At 57.8% G+C, this 24326-nt stretch carries 20 protein-coding genes and 2 pseudogenes; 7 read left to right on the forward strand and 15 right to left on the reverse strand.

Features of this window, described 5'->3' with window-relative positions; translation table 11 throughout:
- Positions 1 to 158: 158 nt before the first annotated feature.
- The 7 genes from RHIBUN_RS38050 to RHIBUN_RS0123775 form a co-directional block, all read right to left on the reverse strand.
- Positions 159 to 2813, reverse strand: coding sequence for an erythromycin esterase family protein (locus RHIBUN_RS38050; RefSeq protein ID WP_025661468.1), 2655 nt, complete (start codon positions 2811 to 2813; stop codon positions 159 to 161).
- 54 nt (positions 2814 to 2867) lie between these two features.
- Positions 2868 to 3428: a transcriptional regulator gene (locus RHIBUN_RS0123745; protein ID WP_025661469.1), complete on the reverse strand. Its 561-nt coding sequence runs from the start codon at positions 3426 to 3428 to the stop codon at positions 2868 to 2870.
- 531 nt (positions 3429 to 3959) lie between these two features.
- The gene (locus tag RHIBUN_RS34850) at positions 3960 to 4490 is read right to left on the reverse strand and encodes a hypothetical protein (protein ID WP_025661471.1); all 531 of its coding nucleotides are present in this window, start codon (positions 4488 to 4490) and stop codon (positions 3960 to 3962) included.
- Between the two features lie 67 nt (positions 4491 to 4557).
- A complete protein-coding gene (locus RHIBUN_RS36940; RefSeq protein ID WP_198021172.1) occupies positions 4558 to 4722 on the reverse strand; it encodes a transposase in 165 nt (54 codons plus the stop codon).
- A gap of 135 nt (positions 4723 to 4857) precedes the next feature.
- On the reverse strand, positions 4858 to 5691 hold the full coding sequence (locus RHIBUN_RS0123765) for a carbon-nitrogen hydrolase family protein (protein WP_025661473.1): 834 nt from the start codon (positions 5689 to 5691) through the stop codon (positions 4858 to 4860).
- A 296-nt stretch (positions 5692 to 5987) separates the two neighbouring features.
- A complete protein-coding gene (locus RHIBUN_RS37470) occupies positions 5988 to 6335 on the reverse strand; it encodes a nuclear transport factor 2 family protein (RefSeq protein ID WP_025661474.1) in 348 nt (115 codons plus the stop codon).
- 262 nt (positions 6336 to 6597) lie between these two features.
- Entirely contained in the window at positions 6598 to 7341 is a 744-nt protein-coding gene (locus RHIBUN_RS0123775; RefSeq protein WP_025661475.1) for an SDR family oxidoreductase, read from the reverse strand.
- Positions 7342 to 7475: 134 nt separating this feature from the next.
- Here RHIBUN_RS0123775 and RHIBUN_RS33830 point away from each other — a divergent pair, with 134 nt between their 5' ends.
- A complete protein-coding gene (locus RHIBUN_RS33830) occupies positions 7476 to 8348 on the forward strand; it encodes an AraC family transcriptional regulator (protein WP_037217473.1) in 873 nt (290 codons plus the stop codon).
- A gap of 227 nt (positions 8349 to 8575) precedes the next feature.
- On the opposite strand, the pseudogene RHIBUN_RS35630 reads toward RHIBUN_RS33830, so the two are convergent.
- Positions 8576 to 9285, reverse strand: a pseudogene (locus RHIBUN_RS35630) (transposase); the annotation flags it as partial.
- Between the two features lie 12 nt (positions 9286 to 9297).
- Here RHIBUN_RS35630 and RHIBUN_RS37475 point away from each other — a divergent pair.
- The 4 genes and pseudogenes from RHIBUN_RS37475 to RHIBUN_RS0123810 form a co-directional block, all read left to right on the forward strand.
- Positions 9298 to 9462 (forward strand): annotated as a pseudogene (locus RHIBUN_RS37475) (IS110 family transposase); the annotation flags it as partial.
- Between the two features lie 387 nt (positions 9463 to 9849).
- Positions 9850 to 11955: an alkyl sulfatase dimerization domain-containing protein gene (locus tag RHIBUN_RS0123800; protein ID WP_025661478.1), complete on the forward strand. Its 2106-nt coding sequence runs from the start codon at positions 9850 to 9852 to the stop codon at positions 11953 to 11955.
- A gap of 285 nt (positions 11956 to 12240) precedes the next feature.
- Positions 12241 to 12861 (forward strand): hypothetical protein, encoded by a 621-nt coding sequence (locus tag RHIBUN_RS33840; RefSeq protein WP_051420087.1) that lies wholly within the window; start codon positions 12241 to 12243, stop codon positions 12859 to 12861.
- Between the two features lie 352 nt (positions 12862 to 13213).
- Positions 13214 to 13876 carry a hypothetical protein gene (locus RHIBUN_RS0123810; RefSeq protein WP_025661479.1) on the forward strand — a complete coding sequence of 221 codons (663 nt, stop codon included), beginning with the start codon at positions 13214 to 13216 and terminating at the stop codon, positions 13874 to 13876.
- A gap of 650 nt (positions 13877 to 14526) precedes the next feature.
- On the opposite strand, the gene RHIBUN_RS37480 is transcribed toward RHIBUN_RS0123810, so the two are convergent.
- The 5 genes from RHIBUN_RS37480 to RHIBUN_RS36510 form a co-directional block, all read right to left on the reverse strand.
- Positions 14527 to 14727: a hypothetical protein gene (locus RHIBUN_RS37480; RefSeq protein WP_025661480.1), complete on the reverse strand. Its 201-nt coding sequence runs from the start codon at positions 14725 to 14727 to the stop codon at positions 14527 to 14529.
- Positions 14728 to 14747: 20 nt separating this feature from the next.
- Positions 14748 to 15545 (reverse strand): DUF2092 domain-containing protein, encoded by a 798-nt coding sequence (locus RHIBUN_RS0123820; RefSeq protein WP_025661481.1) that lies wholly within the window; start codon positions 15543 to 15545, stop codon positions 14748 to 14750.
- Between the two features lie 458 nt (positions 15546 to 16003).
- Positions 16004 to 17161, reverse strand: coding sequence for an HlyD family secretion protein (locus tag RHIBUN_RS0123825; RefSeq protein WP_025661482.1), 1158 nt, complete (start codon positions 17159 to 17161; stop codon positions 16004 to 16006).
- On the reverse strand, positions 17161 to 17502 hold the full coding sequence (locus RHIBUN_RS0123830) for a DUF3302 domain-containing protein (RefSeq protein ID WP_025661483.1): 342 nt from the start codon (positions 17500 to 17502) through the stop codon (positions 17161 to 17163). The genes RHIBUN_RS0123825 and RHIBUN_RS0123830 overlap by 1 nt, the downstream gene beginning before the upstream one ends.
- 218 nt (positions 17503 to 17720) lie before the next feature.
- Positions 17721 to 17888 carry a hypothetical protein gene (locus RHIBUN_RS36510; RefSeq protein ID WP_156932743.1) on the reverse strand — a complete coding sequence of 56 codons (168 nt, stop codon included), beginning with the start codon at positions 17886 to 17888 and terminating at the stop codon, positions 17721 to 17723.
- A gap of 45 nt (positions 17889 to 17933) precedes the next feature.
- On the opposite strand from RHIBUN_RS36510, the gene RHIBUN_RS0123840 reads away from it, so the two are divergent.
- Together RHIBUN_RS0123840 and RHIBUN_RS0123845 are read left to right on the forward strand one after the other, a co-directional pair.
- Complete coding sequence (locus tag RHIBUN_RS0123840; protein ID WP_051420088.1) at positions 17934 to 19205, forward strand: cation:proton antiporter; 1272 nt, start codon at positions 17934 to 17936, stop codon at positions 19203 to 19205.
- Between the two features lie 254 nt (positions 19206 to 19459).
- Positions 19460 to 19810 carry a potassium channel family protein gene (locus RHIBUN_RS0123845; RefSeq protein WP_245271714.1) on the forward strand — a complete coding sequence of 117 codons (351 nt, stop codon included), beginning with the start codon at positions 19460 to 19462 and terminating at the stop codon, positions 19808 to 19810.
- A 229-nt stretch (positions 19811 to 20039) separates the two neighbouring features.
- Here the strand turns inward: RHIBUN_RS0123845 and RHIBUN_RS0123850 are convergent, their stop codons facing one another.
- Together RHIBUN_RS0123850 and RHIBUN_RS0123855 are read right to left on the reverse strand one after the other, a co-directional pair.
- Entirely contained in the window at positions 20040 to 21509 is a 1470-nt protein-coding gene (locus RHIBUN_RS0123850) for an alpha-amylase family glycosyl hydrolase (RefSeq protein WP_025661486.1), read from the reverse strand.
- Between the two features lie 29 nt (positions 21510 to 21538).
- On the reverse strand, positions 21539 to 24262 hold the full coding sequence (locus tag RHIBUN_RS0123855) for a glucosidase (RefSeq protein WP_025661487.1): 2724 nt from the start codon (positions 24260 to 24262) through the stop codon (positions 21539 to 21541).
- Between the last annotated feature and the right edge of the window lie 64 nt (positions 24263 to 24326).

A 24326-nucleotide genomic window follows, 5' to 3' on the forward strand; every position in this document is an offset into this window, starting at 1 on the left:
TGGTAACCAATCTCACAGATTGTAAGAAACTTTCACGCGTCTCGTCTAGCCAGACGGAGCTCTGGCGGATGAGCTCCTCGCTCATCCAATAAATACAAGAGGCCGCCGCCCACCTCGAACTCTCAACAGTGTTGCTTGCAAGTCGCGCTCTGGCAAGATTACACGCCAAACGGATAAGTCTCATCCTCGCCGGCGGTGATCTGTGTCGGCAGTGGAACCACCGCACTTGTCTGATCGAACCACACAAACCCGTCGTACTGATTGGACATCGACGCATAACTGTAGTGGCTCCAGCGCTCCGTATCTGGCCGATAGACAACGCCTATATAGCGTTCAAGTCGTGGTTCAGCCATGACACGGCGAAGATCGTCATGTTTCCCGGCGCGAAGATCCAGAAGGAAACGCTCGGTGCCGACGTCATGACAAAGTGCTTCATAGCTGTCGGGGCGAGATGGTCGGATGGCCTTGATTTCCAACGGTGCGTCCCATTCCGACGCTGCGGCGACGGTACCGGTATGCGTGCCAAAGCCGATCAGGACGGCATCGTTTTCATAGGTCTGTCTGCACAACTGGCCGAGGTTCAGCTCACCCCGCTCCATACCCATATCGGTAAATCGGGCGTCTCCGATATGAGAGTTATGTGCCCAAACGACGGCTTTTCTATTTGAGCCTGTCTTCTCAAGGATGTTCTGCAACGTGTTGAACATGTGCTTGTCACGCTGATTCCATGACTCGTGGGCGCCGTAGTACATGGCTCGATAATAACGCTCCGCATCTGCTACGAGGAGGGCATTCTGCACGGCGTCGAAGAAGTCCGCGCCATCCTGCCTGGCGTACTGAAGTTCCTTTTGCAAAAGATCGATCAGGATCCTTACTATCGGTCCCTCGCATAGGGCGTAACCTTCACTCAGAGATGCGCGGCCATAGGCGGCGGGCTCTCGCGACCACGGCGAAAGACACGCGTATCGCCCGCGGGCCAGTTTTGCGGCCTGGGGGTCGACGCGATCGAGATAGGCCAGCACAGCGGCCATCGATGCCGTCATGTTGTAGAGGTCGAGGCCATAAAATGCGACCTTCTCGCCTAGCGGTTTGAAGGCATTGTGGGTGCGCAGAAATCCAATGAAGGCATCAACATCCTTGTTGCGCCACATCCAGGTCGGAAAGCGGGTAAACGGCATCGGGTTCATCGGCCGATGCGGGCTCCGCCGCACGTAACGGTCGATCGCTGCGGCATCCGGCCAGTCAGCTTCGACTGCGACAATCGTAAAGCCGTGTTTCTCGATCAGCCGGCGCGTGATGGCAGCGCGCGCCCGGTAAAACTCCGAGGTTCCATGGGAGGCTTCACCGAGCAACACTACACGAGCCTGGCCGAACCGGTCGAAGGCGTCGGCGAAGGCCGGATCGTCGAGCGCGGGCAAAGGCTCCGCGGCGGACCGAAGTACTTCCGATATCGACGCCTGCGATAGCGGCTGCGTTGCTGTGGCCGCGGATCCGTGGCTGAGGGCTTTCGGGGCGAGGTAATGCTGGAACCAAGCACTTGCCATCTCGGTCACCGCCTCAAGTGCGCCAGGTTCCTCGAACAGATGGGTGGCGCCGGGGACGACCCTCAACAGTTTCTCGCAGGTCAGGGCGGCAAGGGCTTCGCGGTTTAAAGCAAGAACCTGCTCGTCATGGCCACCGACAATGAATAGCGTTGGCGCTTCGACCTCGGTCAGCCGTCGCCCGGCCAGATCTGGACGACCGCCACGCGAAACTACCGCCGATACCCGGTCCTGAAGTTCCGCCGATGCTAGCATTGCTGCTCCTGCGCCGGTGCTTGCTCCGAAGAGGCCCAACGGCAAATCAGCGATGTCCGGCTCAGCACCGATCCAGATCGCAGCCTCGAGCAAGCGCTCCGCGAGAAGGGGGATATCAAAGACGTTGCGACGGTCTCCTGCCTCATCCACCGTCAGCAGATCCAAGAGAAGGGTTGCGAAGCCCGCGTCATTCAAACTGTCGGCGACGGCAATATTCCGTGGACTGAGCCGGCTCGACCCACTGCCATGAGCGAACAGGATAATGCCGCGCGGGTCCGGGGGTACGCTCAAATCGCCAACCAGCCCTAGTGGCGGGATAGCAATCTGTCGTTTGCTGAGGCTCGGCTCGGCTTTCTCGGATTGGGTCCGTCCCTGCCTCAGAAGTCCAATCGTCTCTTCGTCGGTGAGCTGGTGGAAATCCTCGTAAAAGGCGCCAACTCCCCAGAAATCTTTGGCGGGATGAAGGCATACGACCACGTCGGCATATTGACGCATCTCGGCAAGTGTTTCTTCCGGCGCGACTGGAATGGCGAGAACGATTTTTGCGGCACCTTGGCCTCTCATGGCAATGAGTGCCGCTTTCGCTGTCGCCCCTGTGGCAAGTCCATCATCGACAACGACGGCGGTGCGACCCTTGGGGTCTACACGCTCGCGGTTGCCGAGGTAGAGGGCGCGGCGGCGCTCAAGTTCGACAAGTTCGCGCTGTCGGGCGCGTTCAAGGTAGGCATCGTCAGCACCACTCGCCAGGCGGACATTCTGGTTGACGACCGTCTCGGGGTTTTCACCATCCACAACGGCGCCCAGTGCGACTTCAGGCGCGCCTGGTGCGCCAATCTTACGGACAAGGATCAAATCAAGTGGAGCATTCAGGGCGCGCGCGATTTCCAGGGCCACCGGCACCCCGCCGCGCGGCAAGGCATAGACAACCGGACGATCGAGCGTCAGCTTGACGAGCTTGCTTGCAAGCTGACGGCCAGCATCTACCCTGTCCAGGAACTGAAAGTGTTGTTGATCCATCAAATAAATATACGCGATCGCTAGTGGTGCGCATTGAGCGAAATCAAACCACGTCTAAGATCGCGTTCTTTTCGGCTTCTCGGCGGCGGCAACCTTCCTCGCTGTATCCTGGACAAGCCCGAGCCGTTTCAGCTCGAGGTGCGCGTCGGGAAGGGCGCGATGAGCCGGATTGACAGGCTCCGACTGTGCGATGACTTTCGCGACCAAAGCCCGAGCGCCGACTGTGGTGTCACCCGTATTGAGGATAGCTGTGGCCACCTCAATGAAGAGATCGTCGGATTTCCGCAGTCGCAACGCGTGACGTGGCACTCCTCCTCCTCGAAGTAGCACGCCAAGCCACTTCCCGTCCCACGAAGGCGAACTCGCATAAAGCTCGTTCCCTGAGAGCTCCGTCATGAGTTCCCTGACGACGAGTTCGACGTCGCTTCCTTCCTCTTGCAGGCGATCGCGTGAGATACCGTGGACCCTTTCCGCATCTGCGGACCAGTCCGTCCATCCGGGCTTTGGCCTGATCAGGAACGACCGCGAGCGGCCGTCCTCGAAGACCCAGGCAATTTCGATGGGGTAGCTGTGCTTGCCAAGGGAGGAGGCTTCGAAGTCGAGGAATACGATCATAGCCAGTAGTTAGGGCGGTCCCGAGTTGGTCGCAACGCCCGATAGAAACCCACCGAGGGTAAGATCACGATCGGATCGCGTTCTCTTTGAGCTCTCGATGGGCCAGCCCAGCTCGAACGCGTCAGCGTCGGCCACGACCATCGGATCGAGGAGGCGTCGGAAATCGCTCGTGAGGACGGTCCTCGCAGGGGGAAGGGTTGGCGACGAATCTCTAGAAGCCGTGCGATTTTGCGATCCTGCGTCAACGAGCAACCGGGCTAAAGTTGGATGGCCTTGCTTTTAGCGAAGGAAGCAAAGGGTGACGACCATTTGGAAAGGTAGCCGTCGAAGCGCATGAAATCGCTTGCCGACAAAGGCCGAAGTCCGCGCCATCCCAAAATGAACGCGGAAGCCATGGACTTGATTCGCTTCTGCGGGCGTTGAGGCGACCTCGTGGTGGCCATTTCATTCCTTGTAGATGGGGGGTAAGTTTCATGGCTATTGGGCAGTCTTCAATATTTGATGGCCGCGTCCCGAAAGCTTGAGGTTCGCCTACGGCGTAACGGTGAGAGGCGCGACCATCCCGGCCGAATAATGGCCGGGCAGGTTACAGATTAGCAGATAGGAGCCCTGCGGCAGCCTGATTTCCAGCGTTTTTGATTTGCTTGGTTGAATGTCCTCTGCTTCGCCAAGCACCTTGATCTGCTCTTCTGGGACCTGTGTACGCCCATAGTCATATGGTAACGGCGCGTTGGGGCTATCAACAGGCACGATGAGCATTTCATGCAATATGCTCCGTGACCAGTTGGTAATGTCAAAGGTCACAGTGCCAGCCTTGACGGTCGGCTTGTCCGCGCGGATCGACATCATGCCCATCATCATCCCAAAGCTGCCGCCCGGACTCATCGATCCCGGAGCTTGTCCCATCATGCCGGGCCCCATCATGCCGTAGCCCGTCATTCCTGTTGGCATGGCGCTCGACATGTCGATGAGAGCCACTCGCACCGTGGCTGCCTCGTCGGCCGCCCACGTGGTTGTCGCAGCAACAGCGGATATCAACAGCGCGCCCGCGCAAGGTCGCATCTCAACACCTCCCTGTTATCACTGCCGCCAAAGGTACATCAGATCGTGAAACCGGCATTGATTTGCATCAAGTGACGCCCATTTGCACTCCCCAGCCTTGGGGGCGTGAGAACGGCATCGGATGTGCAACCTCAATGCCCAGAACCTCGCGCCGGCCATCGGTGTTGACGCTAACGGCGATGATGACGGCAACAAAATCGATGCGACCACCAGCCGAGCACGTGACGCTCACTTCGTTATCTCGCATGAAAAGGAAAGATGCGGTCGTCCGCGTCGTGGATCGAAGGACGCTTGGCGAAAGCTTCAACGAATTGAAAGAGTTTCGCGAATTGTCCGCCGCTACATCTGATGCCTGACCGGAGCTGCATCAGAAGTCTACGGGGGATCTTTGCATCTCATCCGAATTTTGGTTGCCTCGGCGCGGGCGCAAATGCCTCTCGCTGACATAGACTGGATAGGCATGCTTAGCCGCGTCGGCCTGCAGAGTGTCGATTTCTATCACGACCATAGAGGCTTCGTGCGTCGTCGTCGCAACTGTTCGGGCGGTGGGATCGAATGCGAAACCCCCGCCTCCGAAATGGGGAGGCGCGCTATCAACCGAGCCCACCCGATTTGAGCTGACGACGTAGGCGCCGCTTACAATTGCCGCCATCGCTCCGGCTGTCCGCCAGTAGGTCATATCGCGGCCGGAAGCACGCGGTACGGTGATGAGATGGGCGCCTTGCTTCCCGAGCGCGCGTGCTCGGTCCGGAAACATTAGTTCCGTGCACAGAAGAACGCCAACCCTTAGACCTGCGATTTCTTTTGTTTCGAAGCCCGGAATGCAAGGGGAAAACCAGCCGTCTTCCTGCCATCCTTCCTCGGCTGGAAAGATATGCTTATGATGCAACACGCCATATTTCCCGTTTTCGATCACGAATGCTTCATTGGCCAATGTCTCGCCGTATAGAACGGGCCGTGAGGAAATCACCGCCTTGGCAAGAGCGCCGAGCGCATCGAGCCCGTCTTGATGGAGTTGCGCCCATTCTCTTGCGCGTCCGAGGTCGAATGGCAGAGCTTTGGGAAGCCAGGCGCCAAACGGCATCTCGTTGGTGACGAGGATATCCGGACGCAGCGTCCGCAGACGATCTGCGAGGTCTTTCCAGGAATAGCTATCGATCACGAGCCCATCAGGCCATTCCACAACACAAACCTTGACCATCGTCGTTCTCCCTCCACTGAACATCAGCTATGATTCTGTCTGGGCGTATGAATTTACAAGACCGTTCAAATCTTCAGAGGCCTGAGGTGGTCTAGTCCATGCGGAAAAGCTGTTTGCCCAGGTAGAATAATCTCCCGCGAGAGCCCCGGCCTTTGGATTCTGCCCGGATTGGTTGTTTCTGAGATCATGCGCGGATCGTGTACCGGTAGGTGCTCCCCTTTGCGCCCATACGGCGATTGTGGTGGTCGCGCAGCGGAGCATGCCTTCTTCGCATTGGTGCGACTTTTCTGCCTGACCTATTCGAGATCGGCTTCTATGCGATCGATTAGGCCCTTGGCATCGAAAGAGAGCTCCATCAAACCAATTTCGTGGCCGAAGTCGCCGGTGAAATCAACCCGAACGCGGACTTGATTGTCGCCGAGGACATCAAATGAGAGGACGCGGGTAACGGTGTGATAACCGACGAAATATCGCTCAATGTAGTCGCAGATACCCGCATGGCCGACGAAGCGGTGGCCGGTCGAAGGATCGTCGACCACTGCATCGGGCGTGAACAGGGCCAGCACGGCTTCGACGTCGAAGGTATTGGTCGCGGCAATTAGCGCATCGACGGCTCTGCGCAAGGCGTCTTGCTGTTCGGTCACGGCATCAACTCCCGTACTGTAAGCTTTTGCAGAAGAATTCGAGACTGTAGCCGTCAAGGTCCCCTGTCCTGTGCCGAAACCAGAAGAACAAGTGTCCGTTTGCACCAAAGCTCTCAAGGTTCGGGCCCGCAGGACCACCGTTCCTGTTGTGATCAAGGCGCCCAATGATCCCGAGGATCGAAGGCATTCATTCATGGAAAACGATCGAACGAGTAATGCCACGGATCGTGAGGAAGATTTGATAGAGCATGAGACGCCAGAGTCAGATAATGTAGCCGCCGGCGACTTCGATATTTTGCGCGTTGATCCAGCGGTTGTCGTTCGACAGCAGGCTTGCGATCATGCAGCCAACATCGTCAGGCTCGCCGACGCGACCAAGCGCCGTCTGTCCGGCCAGCAGTACCTCGAATTCCTCGTTCAGGCCGCCGCCGAGTTCAGTGCGGATGGCGCCCGGCGCAATGGAATTGGCACGGATGCGCCGCTCCCCGAATTCCTTGGCCATGTAGCGTGTCAGCACTTCCAGCCCGCCCTTGAAGCTAGCGTAGGCCGCGACGCCGGCGGTCGCGACTCGGCTGGTGGCGCTGCTGACGTTTACGATGTGTCCGCCGTCGACCATTATAGGAAGCAATGCTTTGGTGAGAAAGAATGGCCCCTTAAGATGGACACGAAACAGCCCGTCGAACTGCTCTTCGGTCACGGTGGCGATCAGGTTGTAGAGACCATATCCGGCGTTGTTGACGAGGAAGTCGAAGTCACTTCTGCCCCAAACCTTGCCGAGCGTAACGCGCACCGTTTCGCGGAAGGCGGCAAACGACCCGCTATCGCCGACGTCCAACTTCAGAGCTGCAGCCTTAACGCCCTCGGATTCAATGCTCTGCACTACGTTCTCTGCTGCTTCCGGATTATTGTTGTAGGTCAGGATGATACCCATACCGCGTTTAGCGCACTGGATCGCGGCACTGGCCCCAAGGCCGCGGCTGCCGCCGGTGATGATGACGATGCTCATATGCTTCTCCTTCGATTTGGATAAGCAAAAGATAGCGGCAGACCGCTCGCGACCGCTCGCACGATCCTCTTCGAAGCTTGCCTATTTCTGCTTTCGTGTTGATTGCGCAGCATTGCTATGAAACAAGAAATTTCATGGACGCACAGCTTCAAGAACTCAGGCAATTGGCCTCCAAGGCAGAGAACCGCCGTACCGAGACAGGCATTCCGCGCGTCGCGATGGTGCAGGGCGAGATCCCAGAGCACAGGCTTGCCGCAGTATACGATCCGATAGTCAATCTCATTTTGACCGGGTCGAAGACTATGACTGTCGGCGACCGGACCTTCCGTTATGATCCCGCGACCTATTTCGTGATGTCCATCGATCTGCCTGCCATGGGATCTGTATATCCGTCAGTAGACCATGAGCCTTATCTAGCGATCAGCCTGACACTGGAACCGGCAATCGTTGCGAACCTTTTGGTCGATCTGCCCAAACCTGCCGGAGGCGAACTTCATAGCGCCGGCTTTTCCGTGGCGCCGGTCACGACGGATCTACTGGATGCTTGGGTTCGCATGCTGCGGTTGATGGAGCGCCCGAACGAGATCGCTGCCCTGGCGCCGCCCTACGAGCGGGAAATACTCTTCCGCGTGCTGCAGGGACCGCTCGGCTGGATGCTACGGGATATCGCGACCCCCGATACCGCTCTTTCGAGGGTTAGTATCGCCATACAATGGATACGCGAGAATTTCACCAAGCCGCTTCGTGTCGAGGCGCTGGCGGACATGGCGGCGCTGAGCGTCTCAGCCTTTCACCGCCACTTCAAGGCAGTGACGGCGCTGAGCCCGCTCCAATACCAAAAGCATATTCGCCTCCTCCATGCACGATCTTTGCTGATTGCCGGGGAGGTGAACGCGACTTCTGTTGCCTTTCATGTCGGCTATGAAAGTCCGAACCAGTTCAGCCGGGAATATACCCGCCAGTTCGGACTTCCGCCGTCGAAGGATGCCGCAAGGCTGCGGAGATGAGATTCGAGTGTGACAAACTCTTCGCTAAGCGGGTCGTCAGTTCGATTCCCACCACATCAGGAATTGTCAAGTGAATCATCTGGGTAGCATTGAATTTCTCCTTGGTGGGCGGATCCATGGTCTGAGCCCATAGCAATTACCGGCCCGTTCTCGGACCTTGTACAACCTCACATCCGGTCGCCGGTTTCAGCGGCTGGACCACTATCCCGCATTCGACGGGCACGGGCTCAGGAGAACGGGACCATTCTCAAGATCGGCGGGTAAAGCCAATGGGAATCCCGGTCCGTCCACCTGGATCCGTCAGGGCCGATCAGTTCCCGAGGATGAGTATTGACAGTTGCTTCTGTATTTTTAGACGTTTTAATGATCGCACCCTCGATTACAACACCAGAGTTCACGTACTTCCAGAGTGCGACTAGCAACTTGCGCGCCAACGCGACAACCATTGGCTGTTTGAGGCGACCGCTGTTGCGGGCGATGCGTTCCTTGAACCAGTGAGAGAGCGCCGAGTTTGGTTGGTAGCGGAGCCACAGCCAGGCGAGTTCGACCATCGTCGCTCGCAGACGTGGGTTCCCTGCCTTCGAGACACCTTGATCACGGTTGACGTTACCGCACTGCCATGGCGACGGAGCTAGACTAGTCCCGCGTAGGCAGCGACCTGACGCCGGTTGTCGAAGTGTCTAAACAGACCTTCCGAGTAGATGATCGTCGCGAACTCAGGACCTATTCCTCTGATCCCCAAAAGCGCGGTAGCTCTTGCCGGCGTATCCGCTGTCTCACGGGCTATCAAAGCATCTCGTTCTGCTTCTACAGCCTTGATTTGTGTGAGCAATAATTCGAGGCGATCGAGTTCTCGGGAGATTTCGGCCTTTAGGTGCTGATAGCAACCGGCAGTGCGGGCTTCATCCAGTCGCTGGCGGCGATCGCGACGCAAAGGTTAAACGTCAAGAAATGGTCGTGGCTAAAAGCGTGGGCGATGAATATCGCCAAACGCCGCGGCAGGCAAAAAGCGGTTGTCGCGTTGGCTCGACGGCTTGCGGTGATCATGCATCGCATGTGGAGTGACGGAACCGAATTCTGTTGGACACGGGAGAGCTTGCCTGTTGCTGCGTAGTTAGCAACAAGGGTAACGAGAAAAATGGAGACAAGACGATTCCGCCGCCGTTGAGTTCGCGTGATTGTCTTGGTACGGTCGTTTATTGCGATTAGGTCGCCGATTAGATTGTTCCGCCTCATTCTTCTGGTCCCATAGTGGGAGGGCCGTACAGGCCGATCCCGGAGAGAAGCGCGATACTGCGAAGACATCAATCACCGTAGCTGCGGATAGTCAGAAGGTGCTTGACCTCACCACGCCGATAGAGAAGACAACCCCTCCCTGGGACATCATCCTTAACGTTGCAATGTCTTGTGGGAGTAGACCTGCATTTTGATCTAGGTCAAGGTCGTTTCTGACGCATTGATTGATCGTCAGCAGGATTTCTATTCTGGTGAGGAGCATAAGATGACTACGAGACGTCAGTTTATCGGTGCGCTTCCTGCGGCGGGCGCCGCGTTGGCCATCGGAGGCAACCTCTTCCTCGAAGACAACCCCGCCCGAGCATCTACGTCCACACGGACCTTGCCGAACCACTTCCATCCCAAGGGCAAGGCACCATCCAGCTTCACAAGAGCGATACTCAAGGATGCCAGGGCCACGTTGCCCTTCACAGACCAGAGGGACTTCGAAGAACAGAAGAAGGGCCTCATCGCGCCGATGACTGACATGAAGATCATGGCCGACGCCGGACATGTCGCGTGGGACATGGAACGCTTCCAGTTTCTTGATCAACAGGAGGAATTTGACAGTATCCATCCATCGCTACATCGACTTTCGCGCCTCAATAACAACTACGGCCTTTATGAAGTAATCCCCGGCATCTACCAGGTGCGGGGGTTCGACCTTTCGAACATTACCTTTGTTCGCGGCAAGACCGGCTGGATCGTCTTTGACCCGATGGTGAGCGGCGAACCCGTCAGGGCAGCTTGGAACCTCTTTCAAAAGCACGTTGGCGTAGGTCTGCCGGTAACTGCGGTGATCTATTCCCATACGCACGGGGATCATTGGGGTGGTGTGCGAGCGATCGTCGATGAAGACGATGTTCGTTCGGGCAAGGTTGCAATGATCGCACCTGCGGACTTCATGGACTTTACCATCTCAGAGAACGTCTATGCCGGCAACGCGATGAACCGCCGTCTTTTCTACCAGTACGGCTTGCTGCTTCCCGCCGCTCCTCACGGCTACGTCGGTCAGGGGCTGGGACAGGGGGTTTCGGCGGGTGCTACCGGACTAATCGCTCCGAACCGCTTCGTCTCCGAGGCGATCGAGGAATTTGACGTCGACGGCATCCGCATGATCTTTCAAAATACGCCCAATACCGAAGCGCCTCGCGAGATGAATACCTACATCCCGGATATGAAAGCGCTGTGGATGGCAGAGAATATAATAGCCTCACTCCATAACATCTATACGCTACGCGGCGCGCCGGTGCGCGATCCCTTAAACTGGTCAAAGTATATCGCCCAGGCCCTCCACCTCTACGGTCAGGAGGCCGAGGTCATGTTTGCCTCACATCATTGGCCGAGATGGGGCAATGAAAGAGTACAGGAGGTTATGCGAGCGCAGCGCGATCTCTATGCAAACATGAACAATCAGGTCCTTCACCTTGCAAACCAAGGCGTTACGATCAACGAAGTCCATAATGTCTATCGGCTGCCAAAGGGTCTGCAGGACAAGTGGTACTGCCGCGGCTATCATGGCTCCCCCGAACATAATGCCCGCGGCGTAATCCAACGCTATCTGGGGTTCTGGGACTGCAATCCGACGACGCTCATCCCGCTCTCGCCTGCGGATTCCGCGCCGCTCTACGTCGAGATGATGGGAGGCCCGGGAAAAATCCTGGAGAGGGCGCGCGCGTTACACGACGAAGGCAAATATCTGTTGGCGAGCGAGGTTCTCAACAAGTTGGTGCTGACAGAGCCTAGCAATGGCGACGCCAAGGATCTGCTCGCCGATGTCTTCGAGCAACTCGGCTATCAGCAGGAGAACCCGGGCTTGCGCAACAGCTTCCTGGCAGCCGCATACGAGCTTAGAACCGGCATACCCCAGGGCGAGACGGCAAATTCGAGCAGTCCGGATGTCATTCGCGCGATGTCGACCGAACTCTTTCTCAACTTCCTCGGCATCCGCATGGATAGCCGCTTGGCGGAGGGCATGCGCTTTACAGTCAATCTGGTCACCCCAGATAACGGCGAAAAGTTCATAATCGAGATGGAGAATGCGACGCTCACCAACATCGCCGGCTTTCAGTCTCTCAAGCCAGATCTTACCTTGACCATTAATCGCTCCGACCTCGAGCAGACAATGATGGGAGTAAAGACGCTCGAAGCTCAATTGGCGAGCGGCACTGCCAAGGCCGATGGGGACATCAGCGTACTGGCGAAGCTGGCATCGACGATGATCGACTTCGACCCTCGATTCGAGATCATGCCGGGAACCAAGGCACGGACGACGGTGACCGCCCAAGCAGATCCTTACGAGGCGTTGCCGACAAAACCGATCGCTGAATAGACGTGCAAATGGCCTTGTTGCCATTTGAGACGACTCCAGCACTATGGTACGAAATTTGGGGACTTGCCGAGGGGAGTGGCCGGTGAACTCTTATTCTAGATTTACTTTTGCCGCAGTGCTCACTCTAAGTGTGCTTGGAGGAACCTCCGCGTTGGCGGCTGACCCCGTGGCGTGGGTAGCCTCACCTGACATCGCCCCCATCGACAATCCGTGGACGTTCAGTGTCGCACCTTATTTTGGGCGGCTGGAATACGCGGAGATGTGGGAGCGCGTGGCAGGGGTCCTGTGACTGTCGATGTGCCTTTTTGCGATATCTTCGACGATCTACGCTTTGGCGGGATGGTCGTCGGAGAGGCCCATAACGGAACCTGGGGCGTGTTCACCGATCTTATTTACCTCAAGATCGAAGCCGATCGATCGCTTACGGGCGCGATCGGCGGCATCCCATTGAACCTGTCCGGCACCCTCGAGACAACGAGCGTCACCGCGACGCTGATGGGTGAATATCGCGCCGTGGCAATTCCAACGGCATCGCTCGACCTCATGGCCGGTGTGCGCGTTTGGAGCGTGGACAATCAACTGAGCCTGGGCCTGACGGCAGGCGGAGCTCCTTTGGCTGCCTTCAGCGGCACGGAAAGGCAGTCGTGGGTGGACCCGATGATCGGTGCGAAGACTCGCGTTGATATGACGTCTTCCTGGTTCCTTACGGGTTGGGCGATGATTGGCGGGTTCGATGTTTCTTCAAACCTATCATGGGACCTGATGGGTGGGGTGGGGTACCAATGGAACAACGCTGTCTCGATCATCGCCGGCTATCGTGCGCTAGGTGTCGATTACAGCCACAATGGGTTTGTATTTGACGTAACCCAGCAAGGCCCCGTTCTCGGAGCAATCATACGGTTCTGAAGCAGATATTTGCCGCGATTGGGTGGGTTCCGTTCTTACCGGCATTGGGCTCTCATATCCTTTGGACGATGGGAGCTCCGGAATTGTCGCGATTCTCAACCGCTGGATCACACAGCGAACCCTGATCCCGGAAGCGGCCGCTTAGCGGCGCTGGGAATAGCCGTCTTGAGCCGTTGCCAAGACGACGAACGGTCATGTGACTTTCTAATCGTGGTTGCACAGACTTTCCAAATTTACCATTGACGAGGTATCATTGGAAGGCGCACTGGGCGCGATGCTTATAACCGCTGACATTCCAGCGGAGACAGGAGCTGGACGATGACGTGCATACGTATTTCGCAGGACGTCTGACATGGGCGCGACTTCACGCCCGAGAACAACCGGTGTGGGACAATTCCTCGATCTTCAGCAGCAGCGCGATTGGATAGCGGGGAAGATCGACTTGTTGGACGCGGGCGAGCGCCCGGAGTCCCTTGAACAGCGCTTCAAATATGTCGCTCGATTTGAGAAGCTCCTCAGTCGCCCGCAAGCGAGGCAACTACTGGAGATTCTCGGGCTATACGGTCCAAACTGCATTCCGATCATGCGCAAGACCGAGCGCTACTACTGGTCGGTTTCCTGTCTGCCATCCACCTCGGACAAGCCGCTCATACGCGTCAATGCGAGCTGGATGGAGCTCTTCACGCTCTATGCCCACGGTGACGATATCCGCGCCCGATTCATCGTGCATCTTTCGGATTTCACTACAGATGGCTCAGCAACGCCGAGCCGGGTGGACGAACACTTTCTTGAGCAAAGTGTCGCGATGCCAGAGCACGTCAGTTACTTCTTCCCGCGTGGTGCGGACATTTTCGGCATCAATGTGCGCGGCTCTGTCTCGATCCGCAAATTTCTCAGAAGCCGCCGCGTACTGAGCGCCATCCGCACGTTCAACCTGACCCACATGAGCCGGGGGCGGAACGCCTATCAGGCGAGCCATTGCTACAGTGTGGCGGATTACATGCAGGCAGTTTGAGGGGTTCACCAACGCACGCCTTCCGATGGTTCGCCTCCCATCAAGAGCAAGGAGCACAGCCTAAGCAATCTCCCGTTGGCGCGTCACTAACAGGATGTTGGCGGCTGCGTGCCAATCGGTCTGCGATTGAACTCAGCCACTCAATAATGGCAACCACCCAGAAAACCTGTGTTCGTTCTCAAGCTTCCTGTGAGAGATTGCGCCGTTGCCCTTGGCGTCGCCACCGACTGGGTCTTTTATTCTGCCGGAGTCGGAAGGATCTAATATTCAACATCCGTTTTTCCGCGGTTGGTACAGCTATGGCGAGCCTTGCCGGGAGCCACCTCTGCAATCGCAGGCATTGATAGCCATTTACCTTCACCGGAAAGTGCGTCGCCGCCACATGGCCCGCTCACCCGACTATGTTTCAAGCGCCCCTAATGTTCTCCAATGAAATCAAGGCTCAATGCAGGAGACATCAAGGCATGCCGCTTCCACGGGGTGCCGATAATCTACCATCCACATCCGCCCTTCCCCAGCCAACCCAAAGCTTCAGCAAATGCCTGGATGCAAGGTTTTCCGCATGGCTGATAGCGTATTGTCCTCAGGAAGGGAGTTTGCTCCCTGAAGAGGAGGAGATGGATGCTGTTCGCCTTCGGCTGCCACCTTAGCTAACAATAATAGACCCCGGCCGCGCATCGGCGCGCGCTCCTGCGAGCAACGCCGGCGACGCTGACAGGTGTCAGCGGACGCCCGACCCTGGCCTCGGCGTTTGACACGAAGTTGAATTCGACCGGGAGGCCCCCGCCAATTTCGATGCATGAAGCGCCGGCGGCCAAAGCCAGCAATATGATAGCGATCCGGTTGAGCATGTCGTCCCTCCTTTCGAGTCCTATCGTTTTACAGAGAATAGTTCTGGCAGTTCGTCGGTGTCGGGAAGGTCGTTCAGCTTCCGCTCCTTGGCCCCATCGGGAGCTTTGAAGCTGAAGTTGCCTGCCGCCGCGTCCGACCCTGCCTTCCAGGACCTTATGTCGATCGTGTATTGGGGAAACCCCGCCACTTTCGTGCTGGTGACGACATAACGGCAAGGATACGGGCTCTGACCCTGGGCGATCCAGATTTGCCAATCCACCCCATCATCGGTGCGAAAGGCGAGGTGGTCGCATTCCTCACCCCGAATGACGCCGCTCCCGAGATCCTTCACATCGACGACATGGGGCATGAGCTCGTCGTAGGGATGAGACATCAAGATGTCCCCGGCCGGCAACGGCCTGTGGAATTTGTCCCGCAATGCGTCGATGAGGTGATCAATTGTTCCCGGCACTTCGGTCTGAGCAAAGAGGTTGGCGTCCTTGCCGAGCACCGACAGCGTTTTTCCGTCAAATACCATTTCGACATTGGCGAAGCCGCCCTGACGCGTAACGCGTATCTTGTCGGGCCTTTTGAGCGTCACGGCGCCGGAGCTCGCAAGTGCCAGCTTTTGGTGCTTCTTGGTAACGACTTCCAGGCTCGTGTCATACTCGAACGAGATTGCCTCTTGCGCCGCCATATAGTCCGACATGGTCTTCAGCAGGTCCTTCGCCTGCTTTTCATCGGCGTGGCCGGGCGTCGCGCCGGCCAGCGCCGCGAGCGCCAAGGTAACGGCAAGCAGTCTGGCATTTTGAAACGGGGATTCCGATCGATATCGCATGGGCGTTTCCTCCACTGACACAGTAAGAAGACACTCCGCGTGGTTTAAGCAACGGCGCGGGATGGAATAGCCCCTGCAGCGTTCACTTGGGTCCGCTCTCGCTTGGACGGCCCGAGTGCGACTCTCGGCTCAACCTTAACCCTTCAAAATGGTGGCCTGCATAAGAATTGCGATTGTCGCAAGCGGCGCGGCCAAGGTCTGTAGACCTCCGGCTTTGCCTATTGACTGGTTGTGCGCGCAACGTCACAGGTGCTCTTGCTAATATACAGCAACCTAGCGGCGCAAGGAAGCCGCCACCAAATAGGGCAAGGCGGCTTGCTCTGCCTTCGATTGCCCATGATGGGAGAGCGAAGGAGCAATCGTAGACGAACCACGAGATCCGAAAACCTCGCTCTCTCTCACGCATCTACACCGGCGAAATTCGCCCTTCCAGCCAGCGGGTGTGCCGCCAGCCTGCATCAGTGCTCGAGGAACACGAAGTTCATCCAACTACTCATGCGCAGCAAGACCTTACGGAGCAGAGCAAGGTGATGCAGGTGCTCGGTGTAGATGGCGACTTCGGCAACCACACCACCCGGCAGTTGGTACGGGGTCAAATCCTCGGTGACGTTGATCTGGGCCAAGGTCAGGCCGGGTTGTAGGCGCTCGGGCGACTGCGGGTCGATGAGGGCGCCAGTTGGCTGAAGTTGACCCTGCGCCATGACATCGATGATCTGCCCCACCTTTGCCTTGAAGATCTTGCCAGGAACTGCCTTGAAGGCGACTTCCGCTTCATCATCCGTCCGCACGCGCTGGAGGGAATTCTGGATAAATGCCGCGGCAAGTTGCCTGTCTTCGCTGTTGATGAAGACCATGACCGGCCTCAAGGGAAGCGGGTTGGCCATCATGCCCGGACGCAGAAAGAGCTGGGCCACATAGCCATCGCTCGGCGCCCGAACGGTCGTCTGGTCGAGCTCGAACTGAGCATTGTTCAATTCGGCAGTGACACGGGCAACGGTCGGGTTTACCCCGTTGACTTCAGATTCATAGGCAAGGCGCGCTTGCGTGGCCTGCGCTTGTGCCGTGGCTACAGCAGCCTCGGCCGTCAGATACTGGCCGCGCCGGTTGTCGACTTCGAGCTCCGAATAGACAGCGGCACGCCCCACCTCCTTGGCCTTCTCGTTCGACTGTACTATGCGATCGTAGCTCTGCTGCGTCCGGTCGCGCGTGGCGATGGCGCCCTCCACCCCCGACTGGGCTGCATCCAGCGCGGCCTTCAATTGCAGCACCGTCTGCTTGGCCTCGGCGAGTTGCGCTTTCTTCTGGTCGACCGCGAACTCGTAGGGGCGCCGATCAATCTGGAACAGTACGTCACCCTTCTTCAACGGCATGTTCGCTTGGACCGGCACGTCGACCACCAACCCGCCGACCGCAGGGATCACCGGCGATGAGGTAAAGTAGATGCGGCCGTCGCTGGAGAACGGGTGGTTGTAGCTCATCCCCAGGATGAGGGCGGAAATGATGAAGATGCCGCCAAGCACCGCTGTGGAGAGGGACCATTGATTGACCGGAATTCTGAACAGCTTGAAGATTACAATGCAGATCGCTGCGTAGATCATCATGAGCAGGAGTTCCATCAGACTGCCTCCCTCGTTGACACTTGCCCTTCAAGCTCGGCGATGCGAGCATGCAGCCGGGCAATTTGAACACTGGCTTCGACTTGTGTTGGGAGTTTCCCATCTTGGCGGATGCCCCAGCCTCGATCCTCACGATAGAGCGTTGCCCATATAAAGAGGAACGGCCAGATGGCATGGAGTGTGAACAGGCTTACCCAGCCGGCGATGTGGATTGCATCCTGATGCGGGTGATTGCGCGATTCGGCGATGAGATGGGGTATGTCGTGAATGGCGATGATCCCATAGAAAAGGGTTATCACCACGAAGATCAGGACGCCCAGCGCGAAATAATCGAGAAACATGAGCTTACCCTCCTTGGCTTCAGACGACGCACCTGAGGGTCCAGACGGCGCCCTCAAGGATACCGTCGGAATGGCATTATAGCTCAACCTCAGCAGAGGTGTTGCGGAGTCTCGAACGTAGCCTCCAGGCCCATTGATGTAGTATGATGAGTAGCTGTATTAGGAGAGGCGGCTGTTCGTCCGCGCTTGTGTAAAGACTACTGAATTTTCCGCGACGATCAGCGAGTAGCTCGATAGTTCAAAATGGAGCGATCGATGCAACTATGGCAATATTTGCTCTGCTCTATGTGGATCAGGCCGAGCACGATCGTGTCGCGCTCAAGGCGTGATGCGTAAAGGACTGTATCGCTTGCCGCGAGATCTTCCTGGTCGGCAGTTGTTGTCATCGCATCCGCGTGGCGGTCGCACCGTTTCAGGTTTCGATGCCAACCATGGCGGTCGTGGAGCATATGACGATGGAATGGCTAGATGTTTTTAGAGCCCACGCGGTGGCGCTGCCGAACCTGACAAAGTTCGCGATCATCATGGCTATTATTGCGGTTGCACCGGCGCTTGCACGCCGCTTCAGAGTTCCCGAAATCGTGGGGCTGCTAGCCTTCGGAGTCCTGCTCGGGCCGTATGTTCTGGACGTCGCCCCGATGAACCACCCGATCGTTCAGTTCTTCGGTGACCTCGGGAGGCTGCTGCTGATGTTCGGGGCGGGGCTGGAGATTGAGATCGACCTTTTTCGGAAGGCTCAGGCCCGAAGCGTTGTATTCGGTGTCGTCACAACCATAATACCCCAGTTGCTCGGCACAGCGTATGGCCTCGCGTTCGGTTACGGGATGATCCCCGCTATCGTCATCGGCTCGCTGTTGTCATCGCACACCTTGCTCGCGCTGCCAATCGTTGCGCGTCTTGGGGTTCTCGGGTTTGAGCCGGTCGTGGTCGTGATTGGCGCGACTTTGGTAGCGGATACGTTGTCGCTTGTCGTCTTCGGCATTTGCGTTTCAGTTTACACGACCGGCTTTTCGGTATCGGGACTTGCGCTGCAACTTATCGAGGTTGCCATCTTTGTGCCGTTAGTCCTGATAGGCGTAAGCCGGGTCGGTGCTTGGATCTTGGACAAGCTACGCGATCATCAGGAGGCCTATTTTGTCACCATGCTTGGCATAATGGCGGTGGCCGGCGAGCTCGCCAATTTCATCAATCTGCCAGACATCGTTGGTGCGTTTATGGCTGGATTGGCGGTTAACTCTGCTGTCGGCGACCACCCGGCGAAGGAGAAATTGGATTTCTTCGGTAAGTCGTTTTTTATTCCGATCTTCTTCATTGTTGTGGGCTTCCTCATTGTCCCCAATGCGGTTGGGCAGACTATATTCAGCCACTTTTGGCTGGTTGCGGGCATGATTGCAGCTCTGATCGTGGGAAAAGGAGCCGCAGCCGCGATCGCTGGTCGCGCCTTTGGCTATTCGCGTCCGGCGAGATTGACGATGTGGGCACTTACACTGCCGCAAGTCGCGGCCACGCTCGCGGCCACTTTGGTGGGCTTCAACACTCTCAATGCCGCCGGGGAGAGGCTGCTCTCCGAAGAAATTTTTAACGCGGTGCTGGTGCTGTTAGTCGTTACATCGGTTCTGAGCACGATCCTGACGGACGTGTTTGCCCGCGGGATGGCGAAGGACTCGGCGGCAACGAAGCCCGTTTCCTTGAAATCTATTTGATTGCTGTCTGCAGTGTCTGTCTCGGCCTGCGGGAAGCCTTACCGAATGAGGTCGACATACGGCGAACCAGCGCGCACTACCCATGTTGATGGTGACAACAGGCGCGTCTTCTTGGTTGCCGTGGTTGATCCTTCTGAATTCGAAACAATGGCGGCTGAAGCATTGCTGGCGTTTCGTTGACTGAGCTCACGCCAAGTTAGCCACAGACACTGCAAGCATGCCGGCGTTATCGCCTGAATTGAAGGAGGAAGGCCATGGCGGGAAGCAAAAGCTCCAGGTCTCAATCGAAGAGAATGAGGCGACTGTTCTTCGCGGCGCTGTTCCAACAGGTTCGCATATTGTGGCCGATCTTTTCCGGGATCCTTGTTGTCATGGTGGGATCCGGCGTTGCCGTCGGAGAGATCGAGAATTGGCGGCTAGGTGAAACCCTGTACTTCACCTTCGTCACGGGGCTTACAATCGGCTATGGCGATCTTGTACCCAAGCATGTCGTGGCGCGGATAGTGGCCTTGGCAATTGGCCTTTCCGGTATTGTCCTGACTGGACTGGTCGCCGCTGTCAGCGTGCAGGCTCTCAACTCAACGGATCGCAACCGAACAGAATGACGGCTCCGCCAGCTACTGAGGCGCCGCGCAGGTGTGAGTAGAGCGTATGCTCAGGATGGTCGACGTAGACAGGCGGATCCAGATTTATTCCCGGTAGTGATCGGAACCCGCCCCGCACAGGCACGACGGGCTCCGAACTGCTGCCTTCGACGTACTCGAGAGTATACAGCGACTGTCGTGTGCGCAACGCGGCATCTCTCACATCGCCCCGTCACTAACGGAACGTCGGTTAGGCTGGTTTCATCTCGAACAAGTGATACCCCCAGGGTGGCAAGTCGATGTAGAGCCCTGTCGACAAAAGGTCGTTCTCGGCGTGCTCGTAACAAGCGCCACTCGTGAGGTCGGTGAAGCGGACCGTACCACCATCCGGATCGGCGTATGGCAGTCGCACGTAACATTGGCCCTGGTTGCTGGCATAGTTCACGACGACGAGCAGCCGCGCTGCGTCTCGCTGCCATCCAAAAGCCAGAAACCCATCCGAGGTCCAGTTGCCGTCCCACGCCGGTTCGCAGTCGAGCTTGCACCAATCGCCATCGCGAACAGTTCTATTGCGCATCACTGAGAGCAGTCCTTCGTAGAACCGCTTGACGGCTTCATCGACGGGTTCGATCGGCGCGCGCACGAGGTGCGGCGCAATGCGCTTCCTGCGTCCTTCGAATTGACCTTGATGAAAGAACCGCAGACCTGGTGACAGGTATGTGATAACGGCTGCCGCCTGGTGCATCGCCGGCGGGAAGATGGCGGCCGCGCGCGGCTCGTCGTGGTTCTCCATGAAACGCGCGACCTTGTCCTGGAAGTCCAGGCCGGCGCGAAAGTGCTCGCGCACGGGCCTTGCGTGGCCATCGCGTAAGCGATCGTATAGCCGTTTGTCGTAGGCGTAATCGAAGCCTTGCTGCTGCATCGTCCATTCGAGATCCCAGTACACTTCCGCCATGAAGCAAAATCCGGGGACCCGTTCGCGCACTCGCCGCGTCATATCCGGCCAGAACAGCGGGGCGCGACGGCCCCAGGTGCGCTCGAATACATCCGGCAGGACCAGCATCGCCATGTCACACCGGACGCCGTCGCATTGGCTCGCAATCCTGAGGAGTTCACTGCACATCGCTTGTTGCGTTGCTGGATTGCTGTAGTCGAGCTGCAATGTGTCGGGCCAGCCCGCGAAGTACGGGTCGCGTCCAAACGCCACCACCCGGTCGTTCTGGGGGATACGTGTGTAATTCTGCGGCGCTTGCTCAAGGTCTGACTCGGTTCCTGCCACATAATATTCCGGGTGTTCCTCCACCCAGGGATGATCCGGCGCCGTGTGGTTGGGCACGAAGTCGAGCATCAGCCGCAGACCGCGATCCCGTAGGCGCTGTCGAACACGCGCCAGCGCTGTATCGCCCCCGAGGCTTGGATGCACGGTGTACCCGGAGATCGCGAAACCCGAGCCGGCGATATCGTCCTCTCGAAGGTCGGGGAGCGTCTCCTGAAACTCGTGTCGCCACTCGCTATTCAAGCGCGATACCTGCTGGGCGGCTGATCCCGTTCGCCACACGCTGAGCAGCCAAATCCAGTCGAACCCGGTCGCGGCCAGTCGATCGAGCTCGGCATCCGGTATGTCGTCGAGCGTTGCAGTCCGTCCGAGTGTCTGCGACAGTTCTGTCAGCCAGACGCGCGTGTTGATCTGATACAGGCACGGATAGCGTGGCTTCTCCATCGGCCGAACCTCACGAATTGTCCGTCGGGTCACGCGCTTACCGCGGGCTCTACATCTGCCGTCGCCGCCAACCCGCCGGTTTCCAGCACCTGCTCAGGCGATGTGGTGGCAAACAGGTCCATCATGCGCGCGATGATGCCGGTCCATCCCGTCTGATGACTCGCACCCAGTCCCGCACCGTTGTCACCGTGGAAATACTCATAGAACAGGATCAGATCCCGCCAATAAGGGTCCTGCTGAAACTTTTCGGTGCCTCCGTACAACGGCCGCCGTCCTTCAGTGTCGCGGAGGAAGATGCGAGAAAGGCGGTTGGTGATCTCTTCTGCCACCTGATACAAGGTCATATGTCGTCCCGACCGGGTGGGACATTCGACTTTGAAGTCGTCTCCGAAGTACGCGTAGTATTGGAGCAGTGCCCGGATGATCAGACCATTGACCGGCAGCCAGATTGGACCGCGCCAGTTGGAGTTGCCGCCGAACATGCCGCTGTCGGATTCACCTGGAAGATAGCCAACACCGTAATCCCGATCGCCGACTCGAAACGTAAACGGATGCTCGGCATGATATCGAGACAACGAGCGGATTCCGTGCTGACTGAGGAACTCGTCCTCGTCGAGCATGACCGCCAGCACTCGCCGCAGCTTGCGCTCATCCAGGATGGAAGCCAGTTGGCGGCCGGCCACACCCAGCTTGAGCGGGTCGTGGATGGCCGTACGAATCTCGGCGCGGGTTTCGAAAAACGAATTGATCCGGTCTCGCACCTCCGGGTACTTGGCGCTCATTTTCCCCTGGAACATCGTTGCAGCGCACAGGGGCAGCAGGCCGACCATGGACCTGACTTTCAAGCGCTGGGCCCTGCCGTCGGGCAGCCGGAGCACGTCGTAGAAGAAGCCGTCCTCCTCGTCCCACATCCCCGCGTCACCCACATGTGTCATGGCCGTGGCGATCCAGTAGAAGTGCTCGACGAACTTGAGGGCCATATCCGCGTATTGTGGATTGCTCAGCGCCAGTTCGACCGCGATCTCGAACATGTTCTCGCAGAAAAGAACCATCCACGCGGTGCCGTCGGCCTGTTCCAAATAACCACCAGTGGGCAGCGGCGCGCTGCGGTCGAACACGCCGATGTTGTCGAGGCCCAGGAAGCCACCCTCGAACGCATTTCGATCGGACCGGTCCTTGCGGTTGACCCACCAGGTGAAGTTCAGGAGCAGCTTCTGGAAGCTGCTTTGCAGCCACTTCTCATCTCCTTGGCCCTTGGCGGCCTTGTCGAGGCGGTACGTGAAGATCGTGGCCCAGGCGTGTACAGGCGGATTGACGTCGCCGAAGTTCCATTCATAGGCGGGAATCTGGCCGTTTGGGTGCATGTACCGTGCACGCAGCATCAGGTCGAGCTGCTGTTTGCCGAAGTCGGGGTCCACCATTGTCAGGGCCAGGACGTGGAAGGCCAGGTCCCATGCAGCGTACCACGGATACTCCCATTTGTCAGGCATCGAGATGATGTCGGCATTGTACATGTGGTGCCAGTGGTCGTTGCGCGAAGCGCGTCGTGACGGCGTGAAGGGATCGGAGCCGTGCTCCTTTAGCCACTTGTTCACGTCGTAGTGAAAGAATTGCTTGGTCCAGAGCATGCCGGCCAGCGCCTGCCGCGTGACGCGTGCCTGATCCTCGTCGAGCCCCTCAGCGATCACTGTCGCAAAGAACTCGTCAGCCTCGCGACGGCGCTCGTTCATCGACGCTGCGAAATCGGCGCCGAACGGTCCCCGCGTTCGCTTGTTGGCCGATCCCATGGCAGGAGGCGTTTCGTTCAGCCTCAGACGAACCGTGTGTGATGCTGCCACCGGAATTGTCATGCGGTAGTGCACCGACGCCTTGGTTCCCTGCTTGGCCGGGTTCACTGCGTCTGAGTGCCCGTGCACGATGTACTCGTTGATACCGTCCTTGACGTATGCGCTCTGGTTGGTCCCTTGGAAAAGGCGCGCGTTGTTCGTGTCATTCTCGGTGAACAACAGCGTACTCGTCCCTTCCACATGAAGATAACGCTCACCGAGATCGGGATGCGAGATCGACACCGCACTGGTACGGTCGCCAATCTGGTGGAGCTCTGGTCGCGAAGCTTCGCCTCCCCACGACCAGATGTTTCGGAACCAGAGGGTTGGCAGCACGTGCAGTTCCGCCGCCTCCGGCCCGCGGTTGTGGACGGTAATCTCGATCAGTATATCTTCAGCCGACGCCTTCGCGTACTCGACGAACACATCGAAGTAGCGATCGTCGTTGAACACACCGGTATCGATCAACTCGTATTCGAAGTCGCGGCGCCCACGTTGCCGGTTTTTCTCAATCAGGTCCCCATAAGGGTAAGCGACCTGCGGATACTTGTAGAGGTACTTCATATACGAGTGCGTCGGCGTGGAATCGAGGTAGAAGTAGTACTCCTTGACGTCCTCACCGTGGTTCCCTTGGCCGTTGGTGAGACCGAACAGCCGTTCCTTGAGAATCGGATCTTTGCCGTTCCAGAGCGCCAGTGAAAAGCAGACGAGCTGTTGATCGTCGGAGATGCCGGCCAGTCCGTCTTCGCCCCACCGGTAGGCGCGTGAACGCGCCTGGTCGTGGCTGAAGTAATCCCACGCGTTACCGTCGTCGCTGCAATCCTCCCGAACAGTACCCCACTGCCGTTCACTGAGGTACGGGCCCCATTTTTTCCAAGGGGCGCGGTGAGTATGAGCTTCGTCCAGGCGAATCTGTTCGGCGTTCATCGCTTCACCTCGTGGTTTCCAGCCACCATGAAAGCAACTCTTGGCCTACAACTCAGGAGACCCC

The organism is Rhizobium sp. IBUN (assembly GCF_000510625.1).
GTDB classification, from domain to species: domain Bacteria; phylum Pseudomonadota; class Alphaproteobacteria; order Rhizobiales; family Rhizobiaceae; genus Rhizobium; species Rhizobium altiplani.

Coding starts and splice junctions, on each gene's coding strand:
- RHIBUN_RS0123825 (WP_025661482.1), bottom strand. CDS start 17,161: ATGGAACTCCTGCTCATGATGATCTACGCAGCGATCTGCATTGTAATC.
- RHIBUN_RS0123810 (WP_025661479.1), top strand. CDS start 13,214: ATGGGCGCGACTTCACGCCCGAGAACAACCGGTGTGGGACAATTCCTC.
- RHIBUN_RS0123765 (WP_025661473.1), bottom strand. CDS start 5,691: ATGGTCAAGGTTTGTGTTGTGGAATGGCCTGATGGGCTCGTGATCGAT.
- RHIBUN_RS0123775 (WP_025661475.1), bottom strand. CDS start 7,341: ATGAGCATCGTCATCATCACCGGCGGCAGCCGCGGCCTTGGGGCCAGT.
- RHIBUN_RS0123840 (WP_051420088.1), top strand. CDS start 17,934: ATGGCGGTCGTGGAGCATATGACGATGGAATGGCTAGATGTTTTTAGA.
- RHIBUN_RS0123845 (WP_245271714.1), top strand. CDS start 19,460: ATGGCGGGAAGCAAAAGCTCCAGGTCTCAATCGAAGAGAATGAGGCGA.
- RHIBUN_RS0123800 (WP_025661478.1), top strand. CDS start 9,850: ATGACTACGAGACGTCAGTTTATCGGTGCGCTTCCTGCGGCGGGCGCC.
- RHIBUN_RS38050 (WP_025661468.1), bottom strand. CDS start 2,813: ATGGATCAACAACACTTTCAGTTCCTGGACAGGGTAGATGCTGGCCGT.
- RHIBUN_RS34850 (WP_025661471.1), bottom strand. CDS start 4,490: ATGCGACCTTGCGCGGGCGCGCTGTTGATATCCGCTGTTGCTGCGACA.
- RHIBUN_RS0123855 (WP_025661487.1), bottom strand. CDS start 24,262: ATGAACGCCGAACAGATTCGCCTGGACGAAGCTCATACTCACCGCGCC.
- RHIBUN_RS36510 (WP_156932743.1), bottom strand. CDS start 17,888: ATGACAACAACTGCCGACCAGGAAGATCTCGCGGCAAGCGATACAGTC.
- RHIBUN_RS0123745 (WP_025661469.1), bottom strand. CDS start 3,428: ATGATCGTATTCCTCGACTTCGAAGCCTCCTCCCTTGGCAAGCACAGC.
- RHIBUN_RS33830 (WP_037217473.1), top strand. CDS start 7,476: ATGGACGCACAGCTTCAAGAACTCAGGCAATTGGCCTCCAAGGCAGAG.
- RHIBUN_RS37480 (WP_025661480.1), bottom strand. CDS start 14,727: ATGCTCAACCGGATCGCTATCATATTGCTGGCTTTGGCCGCCGGCGCT.
- RHIBUN_RS0123820 (WP_025661481.1), bottom strand. CDS start 15,545: ATGCGATATCGATCGGAATCCCCGTTTCAAAATGCCAGACTGCTTGCC.
- RHIBUN_RS0123850 (WP_025661486.1), bottom strand. CDS start 21,509: ATGGAGAAGCCACGCTATCCGTGCCTGTATCAGATCAACACGCGCGTC.
- RHIBUN_RS0123830 (WP_025661483.1), bottom strand. CDS start 17,502: ATGTTTCTCGATTATTTCGCGCTGGGCGTCCTGATCTTCGTGGTGATA.